Origin of the sequence: Arthrobacter nitrophenolicus (genome assembly GCF_045833485.1) — a bacterium.
Taxonomy (GTDB): domain Bacteria; phylum Actinomycetota; class Actinomycetes; order Actinomycetales; family Micrococcaceae; genus Arthrobacter; species Arthrobacter nitrophenolicus.
In genome coordinates this window covers 1,517,536-1,535,186 of record NZ_CP174504.1, presented here as the reverse complement: position 1 = coordinate 1,535,186, position 17,651 = coordinate 1,517,536, and the positions used below count along the sequence as shown (strand labels likewise).

16 protein-coding genes are annotated in these 17,651 nt (G+C 67.4%); 11 read left to right on the top strand and 5 right to left on the bottom strand.

Going from position 1 to position 17,651, the window contains the following annotated elements:
• The first annotated feature begins 18 nt into the window (after window positions 1-18).
• Window positions 19-801 carry an alpha/beta fold hydrolase gene (locus ACJJV6_RS07200; RefSeq protein ID WP_035752714.1) on the top strand — a complete coding sequence of 261 codons (783 nt, stop codon included), beginning with the start codon at window positions 19-21 and terminating at the stop codon, window positions 799-801.
• Here ACJJV6_RS07200 and ptsP read toward each other — a convergent pair whose 3' ends face one another.
• A complete protein-coding gene (gene ptsP, locus ACJJV6_RS07195) occupies window positions 802-2,487 on the bottom strand; it encodes a phosphoenolpyruvate--protein phosphotransferase (protein ID WP_009357951.1) in 1,686 nt (561 codons plus the stop codon).
• Window positions 2,488-2,647: 160 nt separating this feature from the next.
• Here ptsP and ACJJV6_RS07190 point away from each other — a divergent pair, with 160 nt between their 5' ends.
• The 4 genes from ACJJV6_RS07190 to ACJJV6_RS07175 all read left to right on the top strand — a co-directional run bounded on the left by ACJJV6_RS07190 (window position 2,648) and on the right by ACJJV6_RS07175 (window position 7,377).
• Window positions 2,648-3,373, top strand: a complete 726-nt coding sequence (locus ACJJV6_RS07190; protein WP_035752716.1) for a TetR/AcrR family transcriptional regulator — start codon at window positions 2,648-2,650, stop codon at window positions 3,371-3,373.
• Between the two features lie 97 nt (window positions 3,374-3,470).
• Window positions 3,471-5,537 (top strand): PTS mannitol transporter subunit IICBA, encoded by a 2,067-nt coding sequence (locus ACJJV6_RS07185; RefSeq protein ID WP_354176209.1) that lies wholly within the window; start codon window positions 3,471-3,473, stop codon window positions 5,535-5,537.
• Window positions 5,537-6,700 (top strand): mannitol-1-phosphate 5-dehydrogenase, encoded by a 1,164-nt coding sequence (locus ACJJV6_RS07180; protein ID WP_009359169.1) that lies wholly within the window; start codon window positions 5,537-5,539, stop codon window positions 6,698-6,700. Before ACJJV6_RS07185 ends, ACJJV6_RS07180 begins: the two co-directional genes overlap by 1 nt.
• 155 nt (window positions 6,701-6,855) lie before the next feature.
• Entirely contained in the window at window positions 6,856-7,377 is a 522-nt protein-coding gene (locus ACJJV6_RS07175; RefSeq protein ID WP_009359170.1) for a GNAT family N-acetyltransferase, read from the top strand.
• A gap of 22 nt (window positions 7,378-7,399) precedes the next feature.
• Here ACJJV6_RS07175 and ACJJV6_RS07170 read toward each other — a convergent pair whose 3' ends face one another.
• From ACJJV6_RS07170 to rraA, 3 genes are all read right to left on the bottom strand, one after another.
• Window positions 7,400-8,839: a sugar porter family MFS transporter gene (locus tag ACJJV6_RS07170; RefSeq protein WP_009359171.1), complete on the bottom strand. Its 1,440-nt coding sequence runs from the start codon at window positions 8,837-8,839 to the stop codon at window positions 7,400-7,402.
• Window positions 8,840-9,031: 192 nt separating this feature from the next.
• Window positions 9,032-10,687: an MDR family MFS transporter gene (locus tag ACJJV6_RS07165; protein ID WP_009359172.1), complete on the bottom strand. Its 1,656-nt coding sequence runs from the start codon at window positions 10,685-10,687 to the stop codon at window positions 9,032-9,034.
• A 95-nt stretch (window positions 10,688-10,782) separates the two neighbouring features.
• Window positions 10,783-11,277 (bottom strand): ribonuclease E activity regulator RraA, encoded by a 495-nt coding sequence (gene rraA / locus ACJJV6_RS07160; protein WP_009359173.1) that lies wholly within the window; start codon window positions 11,275-11,277, stop codon window positions 10,783-10,785.
• Between the two features lie 111 nt (window positions 11,278-11,388).
• Here rraA and ACJJV6_RS07155 point away from each other — a divergent pair, with 111 nt between their 5' ends.
• The 6 genes from ACJJV6_RS07155 to ACJJV6_RS07130 all read left to right on the top strand — a co-directional run bounded on the left by ACJJV6_RS07155 (window position 11,389) and on the right by ACJJV6_RS07130 (window position 16,912).
• The gene (locus ACJJV6_RS07155) at window positions 11,389-12,675 is read left to right on the top strand and encodes an MFS transporter (RefSeq protein WP_009359174.1); all 1,287 of its coding nucleotides are present in this window, start codon (window positions 11,389-11,391) and stop codon (window positions 12,673-12,675) included.
• A 140-nt stretch (window positions 12,676-12,815) separates the two neighbouring features.
• On the top strand, window positions 12,816-13,424 hold the full coding sequence (locus ACJJV6_RS07150; protein ID WP_035753660.1) for a TetR/AcrR family transcriptional regulator: 609 nt from the start codon (window positions 12,816-12,818) through the stop codon (window positions 13,422-13,424).
• Window positions 13,425-13,715: 291 nt separating this feature from the next.
• The gene (locus ACJJV6_RS07145) at window positions 13,716-14,915 is read left to right on the top strand and encodes an NADP-dependent malic enzyme (protein ID WP_009359177.1); all 1,200 of its coding nucleotides are present in this window, start codon (window positions 13,716-13,718) and stop codon (window positions 14,913-14,915) included.
• An 87-nt stretch (window positions 14,916-15,002) separates the two neighbouring features.
• Entirely contained in the window at window positions 15,003-15,506 is a 504-nt protein-coding gene (locus ACJJV6_RS07140) for a DUF456 domain-containing protein (protein WP_009359178.1), read from the top strand.
• Between the two features lie 41 nt (window positions 15,507-15,547).
• Complete coding sequence (locus ACJJV6_RS07135) at window positions 15,548-15,925, top strand: nuclear transport factor 2 family protein (RefSeq protein WP_035753655.1); 378 nt, start codon at window positions 15,548-15,550, stop codon at window positions 15,923-15,925.
• Between the two features lie 9 nt (window positions 15,926-15,934).
• The gene (locus ACJJV6_RS07130) at window positions 15,935-16,912 is read left to right on the top strand and encodes a hypothetical protein (RefSeq protein ID WP_354176210.1); all 978 of its coding nucleotides are present in this window, start codon (window positions 15,935-15,937) and stop codon (window positions 16,910-16,912) included.
• Here ACJJV6_RS07130 and ACJJV6_RS07125 read toward each other — a convergent pair.
• A complete protein-coding gene (locus ACJJV6_RS07125; protein ID WP_009359180.1) occupies window positions 16,899-17,555 on the bottom strand; it encodes a LysE family translocator in 657 nt (218 codons plus the stop codon). The two genes, ACJJV6_RS07130 and ACJJV6_RS07125, sit on opposite strands and share 14 nt — an antisense overlap.
• Window positions 17,556-17,651 lie beyond the last annotated feature (96 nt).

Genomic DNA, 17,651 nt, shown 5'->3' with positions numbered 1-17,651 from the left:
TGGCGGTATGCTCGGCTGATGGCATTGAGTGGCGGACAGGACGTGGAACACGGCGGCCTGCAGGGAAAGCTCTATGCCTCGGTCCTGCCCGCCGTCGCCGGGCCCAGGCCAAGTTACGTGCTGCTGCACGGGATCGGCGTCTCCCACCGCTACCTGGCACGGCTGCACCAGGAGCTGGCCAAGGCAGCCGACGTCTACACCTTCGACCTGCCGGGATTCGGCAACGCTGACCGCCCCCGCCGCCGGCTTCGAGTGGAAGACTTTGCCGCCTTCGTGACCGCGGTGCTGGCGGAAGCCGGCGTACGGCACTACCTGGCGGTGGGCCATTCCATGGGAAGCCAGCTTGCGGTGGAGCTGGCGCTGCAGGAGCCCGGCCAGGTGTCCGGCGCCGTCCTGATGGGGCCGGTGGTGGATGACAGCCGGAATTCGGTGGCGCGGCAGTCCCTGGCACTGGCCAGGGACGCGCTGTTCAGTGAATCCCTGTCCGCCAACATCATTGTGTTCGGCGACTATTTCCGGGCCGGCCTGCGCTGGTATTTCACCGAGCTGCCGGTGATGATGGAATACCCCATCACCGGGCGGCTGGCCCGCGTCAGCCAGCCCGTGCTGGTGCTCCGGGGCGCCAAGGACCCGATCGCGCGGCGCCCGTGGTGCGCGCGCCTGGCCGGCGTTGCCCCGCAGGGCACCGCCGGCGAAATCCCCGGGCAGGGCCACGTCTTCCAGCACACGGCTCCCGGAACCGCGGCGGAAACCATCAGCGGATGGGTCCGCGCGGTGGACGGGTTCGGCGTCAGCGCCTGATCAGAGCCCCAGCTCCTCCAGGACAGGGAGCTTCTCCCGCACCCACGCCCGTGCCTCGGTGGCGCTCGGTGCGGACAGCGCCAGCTTGGCAAGTTGCTGGGCCTCGGACAGCGTGACGGTCTTCAGCACGGCGGCCACGGCCGCAATGGAGCGCGCGGTCATGGACAGGGTATTCACGCCAAGGCCCGTCAGTACGACGGCGAGGGCGGGATCCGCGGCAGCCTCCCCGCAGACGCCCACGGGCTTGCCGCTGCCTTCTGCCCGGGAGCCTTCAACGGTGAGCCCCACCAGGCGCAGGACGGCCGGCTGCCATGGGGTGTTCAGGTTGGCGAGCGGACCGAGCTGGCGGTCGGCCGCCATGGCGTACTGGGTGAGGTCGTTGGTGCCCAGGCTGGCGAAGTTCACCTCACGCAGGATGGATTCGGCCGTCAAGGCGGCGGAGGGGACCTCCACCATCACGCCGGGGTTCCTGATGCCGGCGCCTGCGCACATGGAAGCGAAGTGGGCTGCCTCCTCGGCCGTCGAAATCATGGGTGCCATCACCCACACGTCCGCCTCCGACTGCTTCTCTGCCAGCGCGATTGCTTCCAGCTGGCGGTCGAGGACGCCCGGAGTGGTGAAATCGGTGCGGTAGCCGCGGACGCCGAGGGCCGGGTTGGGCTCAGTGGAGTCAGTCAGGAACGGAAGCGGCTTGTCCGCGCCGGCATCCAGGGTGCGCAGGACCACTTTCTTGCCCGGGAAGGCATCAAAAACACTCTTGTAGGCTGCGGCCTGCTCTTCAACGCTGGGCTCGGTGTCCCGCTCGAGGAAGCAGAATTCGGTGCGGAACAGGCCCACGCCCTCGGCGCCCAGCTTGGCGGCCGCCTCGGCGTCCTTGCCGCCGCCCACGTTGGCGAGCAACGGCACAAGGTGGCCGTCCGCCGTCGCGCCCGTTCCGCTGAACTCGGCCAGCAGGGAAGCCGTGGCGGCCCACGCTTCCGCTGCGGCACGGAGGGATCCGTCGGGCTGGGCGGTGATGCTGCCGGCAGCCCCGTCCACGTAGACCTCGGTGCCGTCCGGGAGTTCGTCCACGCCCACCGCGGCGACCACGGCGGGAAGGCCGAGGGAGCGGGCGATGATGGCGGTATGGGACTGCGGGCCGCCGCCGGAGGTGACCAGGGCCAGCACCTTGTTGGGGTCCAGGGTGGCGGTGTCGGCCGGGGCGAGGTCCTCGGCCACCAGGATGAACGGGGTGCTGGAGCTGGGGATGCCCGGCGCGGGAACACCGCGGAGCTCAGCGACGATCCGGGCACGAACGTCAAGGACGTCGGTGGCCCGTTCAGCCATGTAACCGCCCAGGTTATGGAGCATTTCGGAGACCGAGGAGCCTGATTCCCAGATGGCGCGCTCGCCGGACACGCCGCGGGCAATGAGCTTGCTGGCGCCCTTGATCAGCATGGTGTCCTTGGCCATCAGTGCGGTGGCTTCGAGGACCGCCTTGCCGTCGCCGGTGGCGTGCGCGGCGCGTGCCTTCAGTTCATCGTGTACCGCCTGGGACGCCGCCTTCAGGGCTGCAGTTGCTTCCTCGGCCGTCGTGCCCGGTGCCAGCTGTTCACCGGCGGGAGGTTCGCTGATCGGTTTCGGCATCTGCCGGATGACTCCGATGACGCGGCCTGGACTGACGCCTACTCCTGGGAAGTTCTGCACTGAAGGTCCTCATTCTCTTCCGGTAGCCAGGCGCGTCAGGATCTCCGGCGCCGTGCCGGGACCGCCAGAGGACTGCTACGTCCAGGGCGGGAAACGTGCCTGAAAAAATTGTATGTGATTCAGTTCATATAGCAATGCTATAGGTGCTAGGGTAGCGGTTATGAGTTTGGATGGCCAGCTTCCCCCCAAAATGCGACTGCTGCGTGCGGCGGCCGAATTGCTGGCAAAATCCGCGGGGGCTCCCGTCTCCACCCGCCAGATCACCCAGCTGGCAGGGGTTTCGGCTCCCACCCTGTACCACCACTTCGGCGACAAGGAGGGCTTGTTCGACGCCGTCGTCGCCGCGGGTTTTGAGGAATATGTCGCGGGCGAAAGGGATTTCGCCCCCTCCGGGCATCCGCTTGAGGACATCCGGAGAATGTGGGACAACCACGTGCAGTTCGGCCTCAACCAGCCGGAGCTGTACCTGGTGATGTTCGGCAACATCCGCCCGGAAAGCCGCCCCGCCATCGTTGCCGATGCCGAGGCCCTGATGGAGGAGATGCTGAACAAGGCAGCGGCGGCGGGCCAGCTGAACGTCCAGCCCCGGGAAGCGGCCAGGTCCATCCTGGCGGCCAACGTGGGCGTGACGCTGATGCTGATTGCGGAGCCCGCCTCCGAACGGAACCTCGAACTGTCCACCATGACCCGGGACGCCATGATCTTTGCGGTGTCCGCCGAGCCCTCCACGGGTCCGGTGCCGGGCGATACCGGGAAGTCCTCGGTTGTGGTGGCTGCGATCGCCCTGAACGCCGCACTTCAGGCCTCGCATTCAGACCAGCTCTCGAGCTCGGAACTCAAACTCTTCCTCGAATGGCTGCACCGGATCTCCACCAGCCCGGCCTGAAGCAGCCTCCTGCGCATCAGCCCGTTACACAGCAGTACGTCGCTCGTCACCATCGGACCATCCTGCGGAGCAGCAGGACAGACGGTTAGGAAATCACATGGCACCAGAAACAGTTGCGAAACCCCGCACCAGCATGCGGGTTGGCGTCCAGAAGTTCGGAACATTCCTGTCCGGAATGATCATGCCCAACATTGGTGCCTTCATCGCCTGGGGCCTCATCACGGCGCTCTTCATCGAGAAGGGCTGGCTGCCGGTTCCCGAACTGGGCGGCTTCGGCACCAACGCCGAAGGCGAACCCAACACCGGCCTCGTGGGACCAATGATCACCTACCTGCTGCCCCTGCTGATCGGCTACACCGGCGGCAAGATGGTCTATGACGTCCGCGGCGGCGTGGTGGGCGCCATCGGCACCATGGGCGTCATCGTGGGCGCCGGCATCCCGATGTTCATCGGCGCCATGATCATGGGCCCCCTGGGCGGCTGGACCATGAAGAAGATCGACTCGATCTGGGACGGCAAGATCCGCCCCGGCTTCGAGATGCTGGTGAATAACTTCTCGGCCGGCATCTGGGGCGCCCTCCTGGCCATGCTGGGCTTCTACGCGATTGCACCGGTGGTCTCCGCCTTCAGCGCCGGCGCCGGCAATGTGGTGCAGTTCCTGGTGGACAACGGCCTGCTGCCGCTGACCAGCATCTTCATCGAGCCGGCCAAGGTCCTCTTCCTGAACAACGCCATCAACCACGGCGTCCTGACCCCCCTTGGCGTCCAGCAGTCCCTGGAGCAGGGCAAGTCCATCCTGTTCCTCCTGGAGGCAAACCCCGGTCCGGGCCTCGGCATCCTGCTGGCCTACATGTTCTTCGGCCGCGGCGCCGCCAAGGCCTCCGCTCCGGGTGCTGCCATCATCCACTTCCTCGGCGGCATCCACGAGATCTACTTCCCGTACGTGCTGATGCGCCCGCTGCTCATCCTGGCTGCCATCGCCGGCGGCATGACGGGCATCGCCACCCTGGCCGTCACCGGCTCCGGCCTGGTCGCCCCGGCCGCCCCGGGTTCCATTTTCGCGGTGCTCGCCCAGACCTCCCGCGACAGCTACCTGGGCGTGATCCTCGCGGTCCTGCTGGCGGCAACGGTGTCCTTCCTGGTGGCCTCGGTGATCATGAAGACCACCAAGCACAGCGACGAGGTTGACCTCAATGACGCCACCTCCCGGATGGAACAGATGAAGGGCAAGAAGAGCTCCGTTGCCTCCACCCTGACCGGCGCAGGCGCTGCCGCAGGCGGCGGCGTGGGCGTCCTGGCCGGGCCGGTGCGGAACATCGTGTTCGCCTGCGACGCCGGCATGGGCTCGAGCGCCATGGGCGCCTCCGTGCTCCGGAACAAGATCAAGGCGGCCGGCTTCCCGGACGTCAAGGTCACCAACGCCTCCATCGCCAACCTCAGCGACACCTACGACGTGGTGATCACGCACCAGGACCTGACTGAACGCGCCAAGCCCGCCACGGCCAGCGCCGTCCACTACTCCGTGGACAACTTCATGAGCAGTCCGCGCTACGACGAGATCGTTGAACTGGTCCGCGAAAGCAACACCTCGGCAGGTACCGCCCCGGGCACCGAGCCCGCCGCCGGAACCCCCGGCGGCGCGCACTCCGCCGGCGCTCCCGCCGGTGTTGCCGCCAGCGCGGGTGCGGCCGGAACCGCCGCCGGGGCAACCACCGGATCCGCGGCGGGCGGCGGGGAGATCCTGGCCCGGGACAGCGTGGTGCTGGACGGCTCGGCCACCACGCGGGACGCCGCCATCGACGAAGCCGGCCGGCTGCTGCTGGCCCGCGGCGCCGTGGATGAGGGCTACATCGCGGCCATGCATGAGCGCGAGGCATCGGTGTCCACCTACATGGGCAGCTTCCTGGCCATCCCGCACGGCACCAACGCCGCGAAGGACCACATCCGCAAGTCCGCGGTGTCCGTGGTCCGCTACCCCCAGGGCATCGACTGGAACGGCAAGGAGGTGAAGTTCGTGGTGGGCGTCGCAGGCGTCAACAACGAGCACCTGCACATCCTGTCCTCCATCGCGAAGGTCTTCACCAACAAGGAGCAGGTGGCCCGCCTGGAAGCCGCCCAATCCGTGGATGAAGTCCTGGAGCTCTTCGGAAAGGTCAACGCATAGTGAAGGCTGTACATTTCGGTGCCGGAAACATCGGCCGCGGCTTTGTTGGACTGCTCCTGCATGACGCAGGGTACGAGGTTGTCTTCGCGGACGTGGCTGATGCCCTCATCGCGCAGCTCGCGGAGGCGGACAGCTACCGGGTCCACGAAGTGGGGGAGAACCCCGCCGTCCGGACCGTGGACAACTTCCGCGCCCTGAACTCGAACACGCAGGAAGCGGAACTCGTCGCGGAGATCGCCACGGCGGATATCGTCACCACGGCCGTGGGACCGCACATCCTGAAGTTCGTGGCGCCGGTCATCGCCAGGGGCATCGCCGCGCGCGGGGACGGGATGGCCCCGCTGCAGGTCATGGCCTGCGAGAACGCCATCAATGCCACGGACATCCTGGCCCGGGAGGTGGCCTCCCGTCCGGAGGCCGCCAACGGGGCTTTGGAAGGGCGTGCGGTGTTCGCCAACACGGCGGTGGACCGGATCGTTCCCAACCAGGAGGCGGGCCAGGGCCTCGATGTCACGGTGGAGACCTTCTATGAGTGGGTCATCGACCGGACGCCCTTCGGCGGTGCCGCCCCGTCCATCCCGGGAGCAACCTTCGTGGACGAACTCTCGCCCTACATCGAGCGGAAGCTGTTTACGGTGAACACGGGCCACGCCTCCGCAGCCTATTTCGGGTTCGAGGCAGGCATCGAAAAGATCTCCGACGCGATGGCCGACCAGGACGTGGCAGAGGATGTGCGTGCCGTGCTGGAGGAGACCAAACAGCTGCTGGTGGCCAAGCATGGTTTCAACAACGACGAGCAGGAGGCCTACGTCCAGAAGATCCTGGCCAGGTTCTCCAACCCGCACCTGCCGGACACGGTCAACCGGGTGGGGCGTGCGCCGCTGCGAAAGCTCGGCCGGCACGAGCGGTTCATCGGCCCGGCCGCTGAACTGGCAGAGCGCGGGGTGGTTCCGGAAGCCCTGCTGGGTGCCATCGCCGCTGCGCTGCGCTTCAACGATCCGGCAGACACCGAGGCGGTGGAGCTGGCCGGCATACTGGCAGCCAGCAGCCCGGCGGACGCCACAGCGAAAATTACCGGGCTGGAGCCCGGGCATCCGCTGTTCAGCGCCGTCTCCACCCTGGTGGAGGAACGGCAGGCGGAGGTGGCCCAGGCGCCCGCCTGACCCCTCCTGCTCCCGCAGCTGACGTATTGCATAAACAACGACGCCGGCACTTCCGCAAGTGCCGGCGTCGTACGTGTTGGCCGTCCCCCAAACGCCCGCTCACTTTTGGCGGGTAAACGCTGAACGCGCGCTCACTCCTGTGCAAGGCTGGGCGGGTGACTTCCGCCCCTGATGCCCTGACTCCTTTGCTGACAGCCGCCGTCGACGGCGGCACCTTCCGCCTGCGCCGCGCCACCCGTGGTGACCTTCCCGCCGTCGTACGCCTGCTGGCTGACGACGCACTGGGTGCCGCCCGTGAAACCGGCGGGGACGTGGCACCTTACGAGCGGGCTTTTGAAGCGATCGACGGCGACCCCGCCCACCTGCTGGCGGTGGGCGAGGTAGTGCCGGACGGTGAAACGGCCGGCACGGTCATTGCCACGTTCCAGCTGAGCTTCCTCCCGGGCATATCGCGGCAGGGTGCCTGGCGCTCGCAGCTTGAGGGCGTCCGTGTGGCCGGCGGCTGGCGCGGGCGGGGTGTCGGCGAACTGATGGTGCGGTGGGCTGTTGACGAGTCCCGGCGGCGGGATTGCGCCCTCATGCAGCTGACCACGCACAAGTCCCGTACCGCCGCGCACCGTTTCTATGAGCGCCTCGGCTTCGAAGCCAGCCACGAAGGCATGAAGCTGGCGCTGTAATGCCACCGGAAGTGCAGGGCTTCTAGGCTTTGACGGAGCCCTTGGGCACGAACAGGGTCTCCGCCTGTTCCAGGGACATTCCGTTCGTTTCCGGCACCTTGAACATCACGAAGAAGAACGACGCCGCGGCGAACAGCGCGTACATGGCGTACGTCAGCGGCAGTGAAGCGGCAGCCATCACAGGGAAGCTGAGGGTGATGGCGAAGTTTGCCACCCACTGGGCAGCCGCGGCCAGGCCCAGGGCGCGGGCACGGATCCGGGAGGGGAAGATTTCGCCGAGGAGTACCCATACCAGCGGGCCCCACGAGGCACCGAAGCTGATGACGAACACGTTGGCGGCCACCAGGGCAACCGGGCCCCAGGCGCCGGGAAGCGTGATGTCCGCTCCCGTTCCGGTAGCGGAGGCAAAGGCCAGTGCCATGACGCCCAGGGATACGGCCATGCCCACGGAGCCGGCCAGCAGGATGGGCCGGCGGCCGATCCGGTCCACCAGCGCGATGGCCACCAGGGTCACCAGGATGTTGGTGACGGACGTTGCCACGGAGATGGTCAGCGAGTCTTTCTCCTGGAAGCCCACGGCCTTCCACAGGGTGGTGGAGTAGTAGAAGATGACGTTGATGCCGACGAACTGCTGCAGGACGGAGAGGATGATGCCGACCCAGACGACTGCCTGCAGCCCGAACGCCTTGCCTCGGAGCGAGCCCTTCTGGCCGGCCAGTTTGTCTTCCTCGATGGCTTCCCGGATGTCGCGGATGTGCCGGTCGGTGTCCTCTGTGGGAGCAATCGCGTCAAAGACCTTGCGGGCCTCGTCCTCCTTGCCCAGGAACACCAGGAACCGCGGGGACTCAGGGAGCGTGTAGGCAACCCAGCCGTAGACCACGGCCGGCAGGGCCGCGGCCAGGAACATCCAGCGCCAGGCCTCGATGCCAAGCCAGAAGGCCTGGTCCGCGCCGCCGGCACTGGTGGCAAACAGGGCGTCGGACAGCAGGGCGGCGAAGATGCCGGTGGTGATGGCCAGTTGCTGAAGTGACGCGAGCCGCCCACGGATCTTGCGCGGCGAGATTTCGGAAATGTAGGCCGGGGCGATCACGGACGCCAGGCCGATGCCCAGTCCGCCCACCAGGCGCCAGAAGATCAGGTCCCAGACGCTGAACGCGAACCCGGTGCCGAGGGCGCTGACCAGGAAGAGCAGGGCGCCGAGCTTCATGGCGGGGATGCGGCCGTAGCGGTCTGCCACCTTGCCGGCGAGGTAGGCGCCGGCGGCGCAGCCCAGCAGTGCGATGGCGACGGCAAACCCGGTCACCGCCTCGGACAGCGCAAATTCGTCCTTCATGGCGTCCACGGCGCCGTTCACCACGGACGAGTCGAAGCCGAATAGGAATCCGCCCACCGCCCCTGCAAGCGCCAGCCAGATCACCCGCTGCGGTATCCGGGCGGTGGTCTGCTCCTGTGCAGTGGGCATGGTTCTCCCTGGGTTTGGGGTCTGGTGGAATGCGGTGCGGACATCGTCGGCTGCGGTACCGGCAAGAGGGCCGGCGCACACGCGCTAAACAGTGTGGCACGTCACCGCCCGAGGTTCCACTTGGCGACGACCACCCCGCTTAACCGGGGACGACGACGGCGGGCCGCGCCGCCGTCGTCGTCCCCGGGGCGGTCAGTGCGCTGCCGCGGCAGCCGCCTCCGGGGACGGCCTGTGGTCCGTCAGCTTCTTGTTGGGGAGCGCGAAGCTGATGAGGAACGCGATGCCCGTGAGGGCCGCGGCGGTGAACATCACCACGTCGATGGAGTAGGCAAAGCCCTCCGTGATGGGCCGGGTCAGCACGTTGTTCGCGGTGTGCAGCCAGCTGGTGTCGTTCAGGGACTCGTTGGAGGCGCCGTCACGGAAGAACTCGTACAGCTTGGCGTTTGCCGGGTCCGCCGCGACGGCCGGGTCCTGCAGCACGGCCAGGTACGCGGGATCGGCCATCGCCGACTTCATTCCGTCAGCGATCCGGCTGGCGGCGAGGCTGAACAGGAGGGAGATGAATACGGCTGTTCCCACCGCGCCGCCCATGGACCGGAAGAAGGCCGCGGAGGATGTCCCCACGCCCATGTCCCGCGCCGGAACCGAGGTCTGCATGGCCAGCGTGAGCGGCTGCATGCAGAACCCGAGCCCCACGCCGAAGAAGACCGCGATGACGCCCGGAACCCACAGGGCTGTATCCACGCCAAGCGAGAAGCCCATCACCGTGGCCGCCGCGGTGAGGATGCCGGTGCCTATGACGGGGAAGATCCGGTAGGTTCCCGACGCCGAAATGGTCCGCCCGGCCGTGATGGACCCGGTCAGGATTCCTACAGTGAAGGTGATCATCATGAGGCCGGCCTGGGTGGGTGTCAGCCCCTTCACCAGCTGGAGGTAGAGGGGCAGCATGGCGATGGCGCCGAACATGCCGATGCCGATGATGAAGTTCAGCAGCGAGGACAGCCCGAAGGTGGTGTTTTGGAAGAGCCGCAGCGGGATCAGGGCGGAGTCGCCGGCCCGCTTTTCGGCCAGCAGGAACCAAATGATGCCCACCACGCCGAGTCCGTAGCAGAGGAACGAGTTCAGGGACGTCCAGCCCCAGCTGCGGCCCTGTTCGGCCACGAGCAGCAGCGGCACGATCGCCAGCGTGATGGCGGCGGCGCCCCAGTAGTCGATCTTCTGCTTCGCATGCTTGGCGGGCAGGTGCAGGAACAGGAACACCACGGCCAGTGCCGCCAGGCCGATGGGCAGGTTGATGAAGAACACCCAGCGCCAGCCGTCAAAGCCCAGGATGTTCGCGGAACCGGCGAACGCACCGCCCACCACCGGACCGAGCACGGACGAGATGCCGAACACGCTCATGAAGTAGCCCTGGTACTTGGCCCTGTCCTTGAGCGAGACGATGTCGCCGATGATGGTCAGCGCCAGGGCCAGCAGGCCGCCGGCACCCAGGCCCTGGACGCCCCGGGCGAAGGCCAGTTCGGTCATGGAGTTGACCGAGCCGGCGTACAGCGAGCCCACCAGGAAGATGGCGATCGCCGTGAGGTAGAGGGGCCGCCGGCCAAAGATGTCGCTCAGTTTGCCGTACAGCGGCGTGCTGACGGTGGACGTGATGAGGTATGCGGTGGTTGCCCACGCCTGCAGCGACAGGCCGTCCAGGTCATTGGCGATGGTGTAGATGGAGGTGGACACAATGGTCTGGTCCAGCGAGGCCAGGAACATGCCCAGCATCAGTCCCACCATCACGGTGACAATTTGGCGCTGCGTCAGCGCTTCTCCGGCTGGACGCGCCGCGGGGGTTTTGGGCATGGAAACTCCAGGTGGGGAAAGGGCCGGGCAAGGATAGTTGCTTTCAGTAACTATCGTACGCCTGCCGGTTATTCCCTCCTCCGGAAATTCTTTTGCTAGCGCTCCACGAGGATGCCGTCCGGATCGCACCACACCATGGCGCCGGGGCGGAAAGTCACGCCGTCCACCACCACGTCCACATCCACTTCGCCCGCGCCGGCTTTGGCGCTTTTCCTCGGGTTGCTGCCGAGCGCCTTCACCCCGAGCTCCAGGCGGGCGATGGCCTCACGGTCCCGGATGGCCCCGTGAATCACGACGCCGGCCCAGCCGTTGGCCACTGCGCTTTCGGCGATCATGTCCCCCATCAGGGCCGTGCCCAGGGAGCCGCCGCCGTCCACGACCAGCACGCTGCCGTTGCCCGGCGTGGCCAGGGTGGACTTGACCAGGGCGTTGTCCTGGAAGCAGCGGATGGTCCGGATGGGCCCGCTGAAGTGGGAGCGTCCGCCCAGGGACTGGAACTGCAGCGCCACGGACGCCAGCTCGTCACCGCGCTCGTCGTACAGATCCGCGGTGTTGACGGTGGTGCTTTCGGGGGTGGACGCTGCGCTCATGTGGTTCTCCTCTGGATCCGTCTTGCCGCCCCGCTGAAACGGCGTGGGAATGCGGTACCGCCCACGATAGTCTGACTTCCACCATCATCTGCTGCACCAGGGGAGCCTGACATGAGCCTGTCCGACACGCCCGCTCCGCCGGATCCGCACGCTGCCAAAGCAAGCTCGACGGCGGCGCTCGCCGAGCCCACGCGGAAGGTCACCGCGCGGTGGGTGACCGGCCTCGTCCTGGTCAACGTCGGCATCAACGCCGCGTTCTTCGGACCCATCAACGTCTTTGTCGCCCAGCAGGCCACTGGCATCGACGAAGCCAACAAGGAAGCCATCGCCTCCCTCGTACTTGGGTGCGGGGCCGCCGTATCCCTGGTTGCCAATCCGCTCTTCGGTGCGCTGTCCGACCGGACGGTCTCGGGTTTCGGCCGGCGCTCCCCCTGGGTCCTGGCGGGTACCATCCTGGCCACGGCAGCGTTGCTGGCAATGTCCGGGGCCGCGGCTGTTGCCCTGATGGTCCTGTTCTGGTGCCTTGTCCAGCTGGGCGCCAACGCGGCCTATGCGGCCATTACCGCCGCCATTCCGGACCGCGTGCCGGTGCTGCAGCGCGGCGGCGTGGGGGGACTGGCGGCCCTGGGCCAGACGGTGGGAATCCTCCTCGGCGCGGTTTTCGGTGCGGTAGTTTCCGGCAACTTCATGGTGGGTTACTGGCTGTGTGCGGCCGCCCTGCTGCTCTCCGTGCTGCCATACCTGTTCCACCGGAATGACCCGCCGCTGCCCAGGGAGCTCCGCCCGCCGTTTTCCTTGGGCAATTTCCTCCGCGGCTTCTGGATCAGCCCGGTTCGCCACCCGGACTTCGCGTGGGCCTGGCTCACCCGCTTCCTGGTCAACGTCTGCAACCAGCTAACCATTGTGTACCTGATCTTTTTCCTCGCGGACGTCATCAAGCATGAGAACCCAGCGCTGGGAGTCCTGACCCTTACCGGCATTTATGCGGCGTTGGTGATGATTACTGCGGTGATCGCGGGGCCGTGGAGCGACCGGGTGGGCAAGCGCAAGCCATTCGTGATCGCCTCCTCGGTCATGATCGCCATGGCGGGCCTCACCATGGCGTTCTTCCCCGTATGGACCGGCGCCTTGATTGGGGCCTGCATCCTGGGCATCGGCTTCGGCGCCTACCAGGCCGTTGACTTCGCCCTGCTGACGCAGGTGCTCCCGCAGGCCGCGGACCGTGGCAAGGATATGGGGGTCATCAACGTGGCCGCTTCGCTGCCGCAAGTGTTCGCGACGGGCCTCGCTTTCCTCGCGGTGACGCAATTCGGCGGGTACGGCACGCTCTTCACAACTGCAGCCATCATCGGACTCCTGGGGGCCGTTTTCGTGGTCAAGATCAAGAGCGTCGCCTGACCGGCGGAAGACCGGGTAGTAAGGTCACTGACAAATAACGTCACACAACTGTGTCGTATAGTTGATCCCGGACTGCAGGCGGATTCGGGATGGGGACGCTCCCGGCTGCTGCACTACAGGATCACAACCCCGGAATGCTGATGCCCGAAACCATTTCAGACCATCCGCCCATGGCCGCCAGGCCCTCCGCTCCTCGCCAGCGGCTCCGCTATACCCGCATCCTGGAGTCCGCAGCGGCGTTCGCCCGCAAAGGCCTGGATTCCGTGGAACTTGCCGAAGTTGCCGCCAAGGCCGATGTGCCGCTGGGAACGCTCTACCGGTATTTTCCTTCCCCCACCCACCTGATGCTTGCCCTGTACCGCCACCAGCTGGATGAGCTGCAGGCAGGCGCCCGGACCGGGCCTGCCCGGTTCCGCGGTCGCGCCCTGCCGGGGCTGGTGATGGAAATCTTCCACATGCGCGTCATGCAGCCTGCCGTGGAGCAGTGCTTGAGCCGGGGCGTCTACCTTCCGGACCGCGACACCACTGCGCTGCTGCGGGAGATCGACGCACTGGCCGAAAAGGTGGTGGGCGCGGCAGCCACGGACGCTGTTGCTGCGCGCGTCCTGCTCTTGACCGTCACTGGTCTGGTCCAGTCCGTCCGGAACCGGCGCCTTTCCCTCTTCGAGGCCGAAGAAGACCTCAAAAAGGCCTGCGCCCGCCTCTCTCCGGGCGCCGAAGCCGGGTTCACACTGTCCCAAAGTGCGTAACCGGCCTAGACCAATAACCCAATAAGTACGCCTTTATCACGTGACGTGGGTCACAAGTGCGCTTGCTCAAGCGTTTTGGCGGCCGCAGGCTGTGTCAAATCGTCGGCCGGCCCCGGAAACCGCTGCCTACCATGGAGGAACCGGAGCAACAGGGAGGAACACAACAGCCCCACGCTCCCGCGGACCCGCCACCCCTGGGTTTCCTGTCGCACCATTCCCCTTGCCTGCGCCCGCCCGGGCGCCGGGCTTCCATGTGCCGTGCGCGCACGGCGAGCACCAGGAGACAACGACGTGTCCATTGACGCAATCACCGCCATCGACGATTCCGCTGCCACCCCGCTGACCGAGGACGAGATCTTCAGCGCCCACCAGGGCGGCAAGCTGACCATCGGCACCACCGCCCCGCTGTCCAACAAGCGGGACCTGTCCATCGCCTACACGCCCGGTGTGGCCGAAGTCAGCCGTGCCATCCACAAGCAGCCGGAACTCGCCCGCACCCTGACCTGGGCCGAGCGCCTGGTGGTCGTGGTCAGCGATGGCACCGCCGTGCTGGGCCTGGGCAACATCGGCCCCAGCGCCTCCCTGCCCGTCATGGAGGGCAAGTCGGCCCTGTTCAAGACCTTCGGCGACCTCGACTCCATCCCCTTGGTCCTCAACACCAGCGATGTTGACGAGATCGTGGAAACCCTGGTCCGGCTCCGCCCCAGCTTCGGCGCCGTCAACCTTGAGGACATTTCGGCGCCGCGCTGCTTCGAACTCGAGGAAAAGCTCATCGAAGCACTGGACTGCCCCGTCATGCACGACGACCAGCACGGCACCGCCGTGGTGGCCCTCGCCGCCCTGACCAACGCCGCCAAGGTCACCGGCCGCGGCCTTGCGGGCCTCCGCGTGGTGGTGTCCGGCGCAGGTGCCGCCGGCATCGCCGTCGCCGAAATCCTGCTGGCCGCCGGCATCAGCGATGTTGTCCTGCTGGACTCCCGCGGCGTCATCAACAGCCAGCGCCCGGACCTGGCCGCGGACGCCACCAGCAAGAAGGCCGATATCGCCGGCCGCAGCAACCCGCGCGGCGTGGCCGGGGGGCCGGCCGAGGCACTCGCCGGCGCTGACGTCTTCATCGGCGTCTCCTCCTCCAAGCTGGACGAGGACCACCTCGCGCTCATGAACCAGGACTCCATCGTGTTCGCGCTCTCCAACCCGGACCCCGAAGTCCTCCCGGAGGTGGCCGTGAAGTACGCCGCCGTGGTGGCCACCGGGCGCAGCGACTTCCCCAACCAGATCAACAACGTCCTGGCCTTCCCCGGCATCTTCCGGGGTGCCCTGGACGCCGGTGCCCGCCGCATCACCCCCGCCATGAAACTGGCGGCAGCCCGGGCCATCGCCGAACTTGCGGCCGAGGACCTGTCCGCGGACTACATCGTTCCCAGCCCGCTGGATCCGCGGGTTGCCCCCGCCGTCACCGCAGCCGTTGCCGCCGCGGCGGCAGCACAGTAGCTCCCCTGAAATTACGACGGCGGTGCCTCCTTGCGACAGGAGGCGCCGCCGTCGGGGGTTAAGGGCGGCGGCCATACACTGGGGTGCATGAACTCCGAGACCGTGGTGACCGTCCTGTGCGGCCTGGCGATCCTCGTGGGGGTGGCCGGCACCGTCATCCCGGTCCTTCCGGGCAGCATCCTGATCGGAGCCAGCCTCCTGGCCTGGGCCATCTGGGGCGGCGCGGGGACGGCAGGCTGGGTGGTCTTCGCCGTCGCCATGCTGTTCGTCGCCGCCGGCATGGCCGCCAGTGCCGTGCTCACCGGCAGGAAACTCAAGCAACACGCCATTCCAAGCCACAGCATCGTGGCTGCCCTCGTGGCCGGGGTGATCGGCATGTTCATCATCCCGGTCGTGGGACTCTTCGTCGGCTTCGCGGCCGGCCTGCTGCTCAGCGAATTCCTTCGCACCCGCAACATCGGCCGGGCGGCCACCTCCAGCTGGGCAGCCCTCAAAGCCACGGGGCTGGGCATGCTGGCCGAATTCGGGCTCGCGTCCCTTGCGGCCAGCACGTGGGTCATCGGGGTGTGGATTGCCGCCGCCGGCGGTTGAACGGCTTGCAGCCAGGAATACTGCCGCGTAAAACCGGAGGCATGATCGAGCCAAGTTCAGCTTTGGAACAGGTCCAGGCCTGGATGGAAAAGTACCAGGCGGCCTGGAGCAGCAACCTGCCCGAGGACATCAGCGCCCTGTTCACACCAGACGCCCGGTACGAGACCCGGCCCGCGGACCCGGACCCCTGGGTGGGCCGCGACGACATTGTGGACCGCTGGCTGGCCGCCCGGGACGAGCCCGGGGACTGGACGTTCAGCTGGGAGCTGCTGGGAACCGACGGCAATACCGCCTTCGTCCAGGGGCTTACCACCTATTCGGGTGACCGGCCCACCTATGACAACCTGTGGGTGATCCGGTTTGACGGCACCGGCCGTGCCGCCTCCTTCACCGAATGGTTCATGCAACGGTCCGGTTAGCATGGAAAGATGACCGCCGGGGACACTGCACCGATCTACTGGGACAGCCGGGACCTCACCCCTTTCGGGAACCCGCAGCTCCGTACGCCCGTCCACGACCTGGCCGGGGGAGTGGGGGGCCTGCTCACCGGCGTGCTGGGTGGCCGGAACCCTGCCCTGCTGTCCATCGACGGCGACGTCCCCCGCCTGAAGCTCCTCCTGCCCAAGCCGGCCAAGGCCGTCCACGAAGCCGTCTTCACCAGCCGGGAGCCCGAGCGGTTGATCACGCTGGCCCGCGCCCACCCCGGCTGGGCGGGACTGTGCTACCTGATGGCCGGGCTGCTCGCGTACAAGCACGGTGGCTACCTGCGCGCCTCCGAGCTGCTGCACCGCGGGCTCACCATCCGCAATGACGAGGATGCGAACCGCTACTCGTCCACCTACCTCACCAGGATCGTCACCCGGATCGAACTTGCCGAGCGAGTGGAGATACCGGTCCTCTTCAGCGAAGAATCCGTGTTCCTTGCCCTGTCCCACTCGCTGCGCGAAACCGGCCGGACGGAAGCGGCGCTGGACGCGCTGACCGGCCTGCCGCCGTCGCTCCCCATGGCCCTGACGCGCTGCTCGCTGGCGCTGACGCTGGGACGCAGCCGGACCGTGATCGACTGGACGGAAGGGCTGCTGAACGCGGATGACCTCTCCGCGGCGCTGCTCCTCGTGCGGGCGCGCGCCCTGCGCAGGGAGGGGCGCTATGAGGCCGCCCATGAGGCAATCGGTGAGGTCCTGCGCCGCCGCAAGACGCACATGGTGCTGCGGAACGATGCCATGACGGACCGGGCACTGCTGGTGCTGGAGTCCAGCCGCCGGTCCCTGAACCCGCGCGACTGGGGCAGGCGCCGGCCGGATCCCGAGCCGCAGCGTGAGATCGCCGCACCCATTCCCATCCGCAAGGACGAGGAGATGCGCCGCATCTGGGAACAGGACTGGAAGAAGCTCAGCGGGGACTAGCTGCGGCGGCGAGCAGCGGCACCAGCTGCTCGCCCAGCAGGACCACGGCAAGCAGCACCATGATGACACCGCTTGCCAGGGTCACGGCGCGTGCTGCCCCGGGCCGGCTCTGCAGCAGCGTCCGGGAGAGCAGTGCGACGGCGGTGTACACCAGGCCCGCCAGCGCCACGAAGGTCATGCCCAGCAGCCCGGACTGCACGGGCACGGGCAGGGATGCCTCGGCGCTGACGAACTGCGGGATCAGGGCCACATAGAAAAGGAGGCCCTTCGGGTTGATCCCGCTGGTGCCCATGCCCTGGAAGAATGCGCGGAGCTGGCTTCCGGCGGGAGGGACGACGGCGCCTGCCGCACTGAAGGACGCGCCGCGCCACGAGCGCAGGGTGCTGACGCCCAGCCACATCAGGTAGGCGGCGCCGGCCAGGGTGATCCATCCCAGGACCCCGGGCATTCCGGCCAGCAGCGCCGCCAGTCCCGCGACCAGCAGGACGGTATGGAGGACGTACCCGCCGCAGAGGCCGGCCACCGCGGGAACGAAGCTGCGCTGCCTTAAGCCGGCGGTGATGGTGTAGGCCCAGTCCACGCCTGGAGTGCACGCCAGGGCGGCCGCTACCAGTATGAAGGCCAGGAACAGCTCCGGATTCATGGGGTTTCTCCTGTCGGTTCTCTCAGGAGAAACGATAGGGACTTCCGGCCCGGAAGTGCTGTCCTCTTTTCGCCCGCCACCCGGCATGGGCAGTAG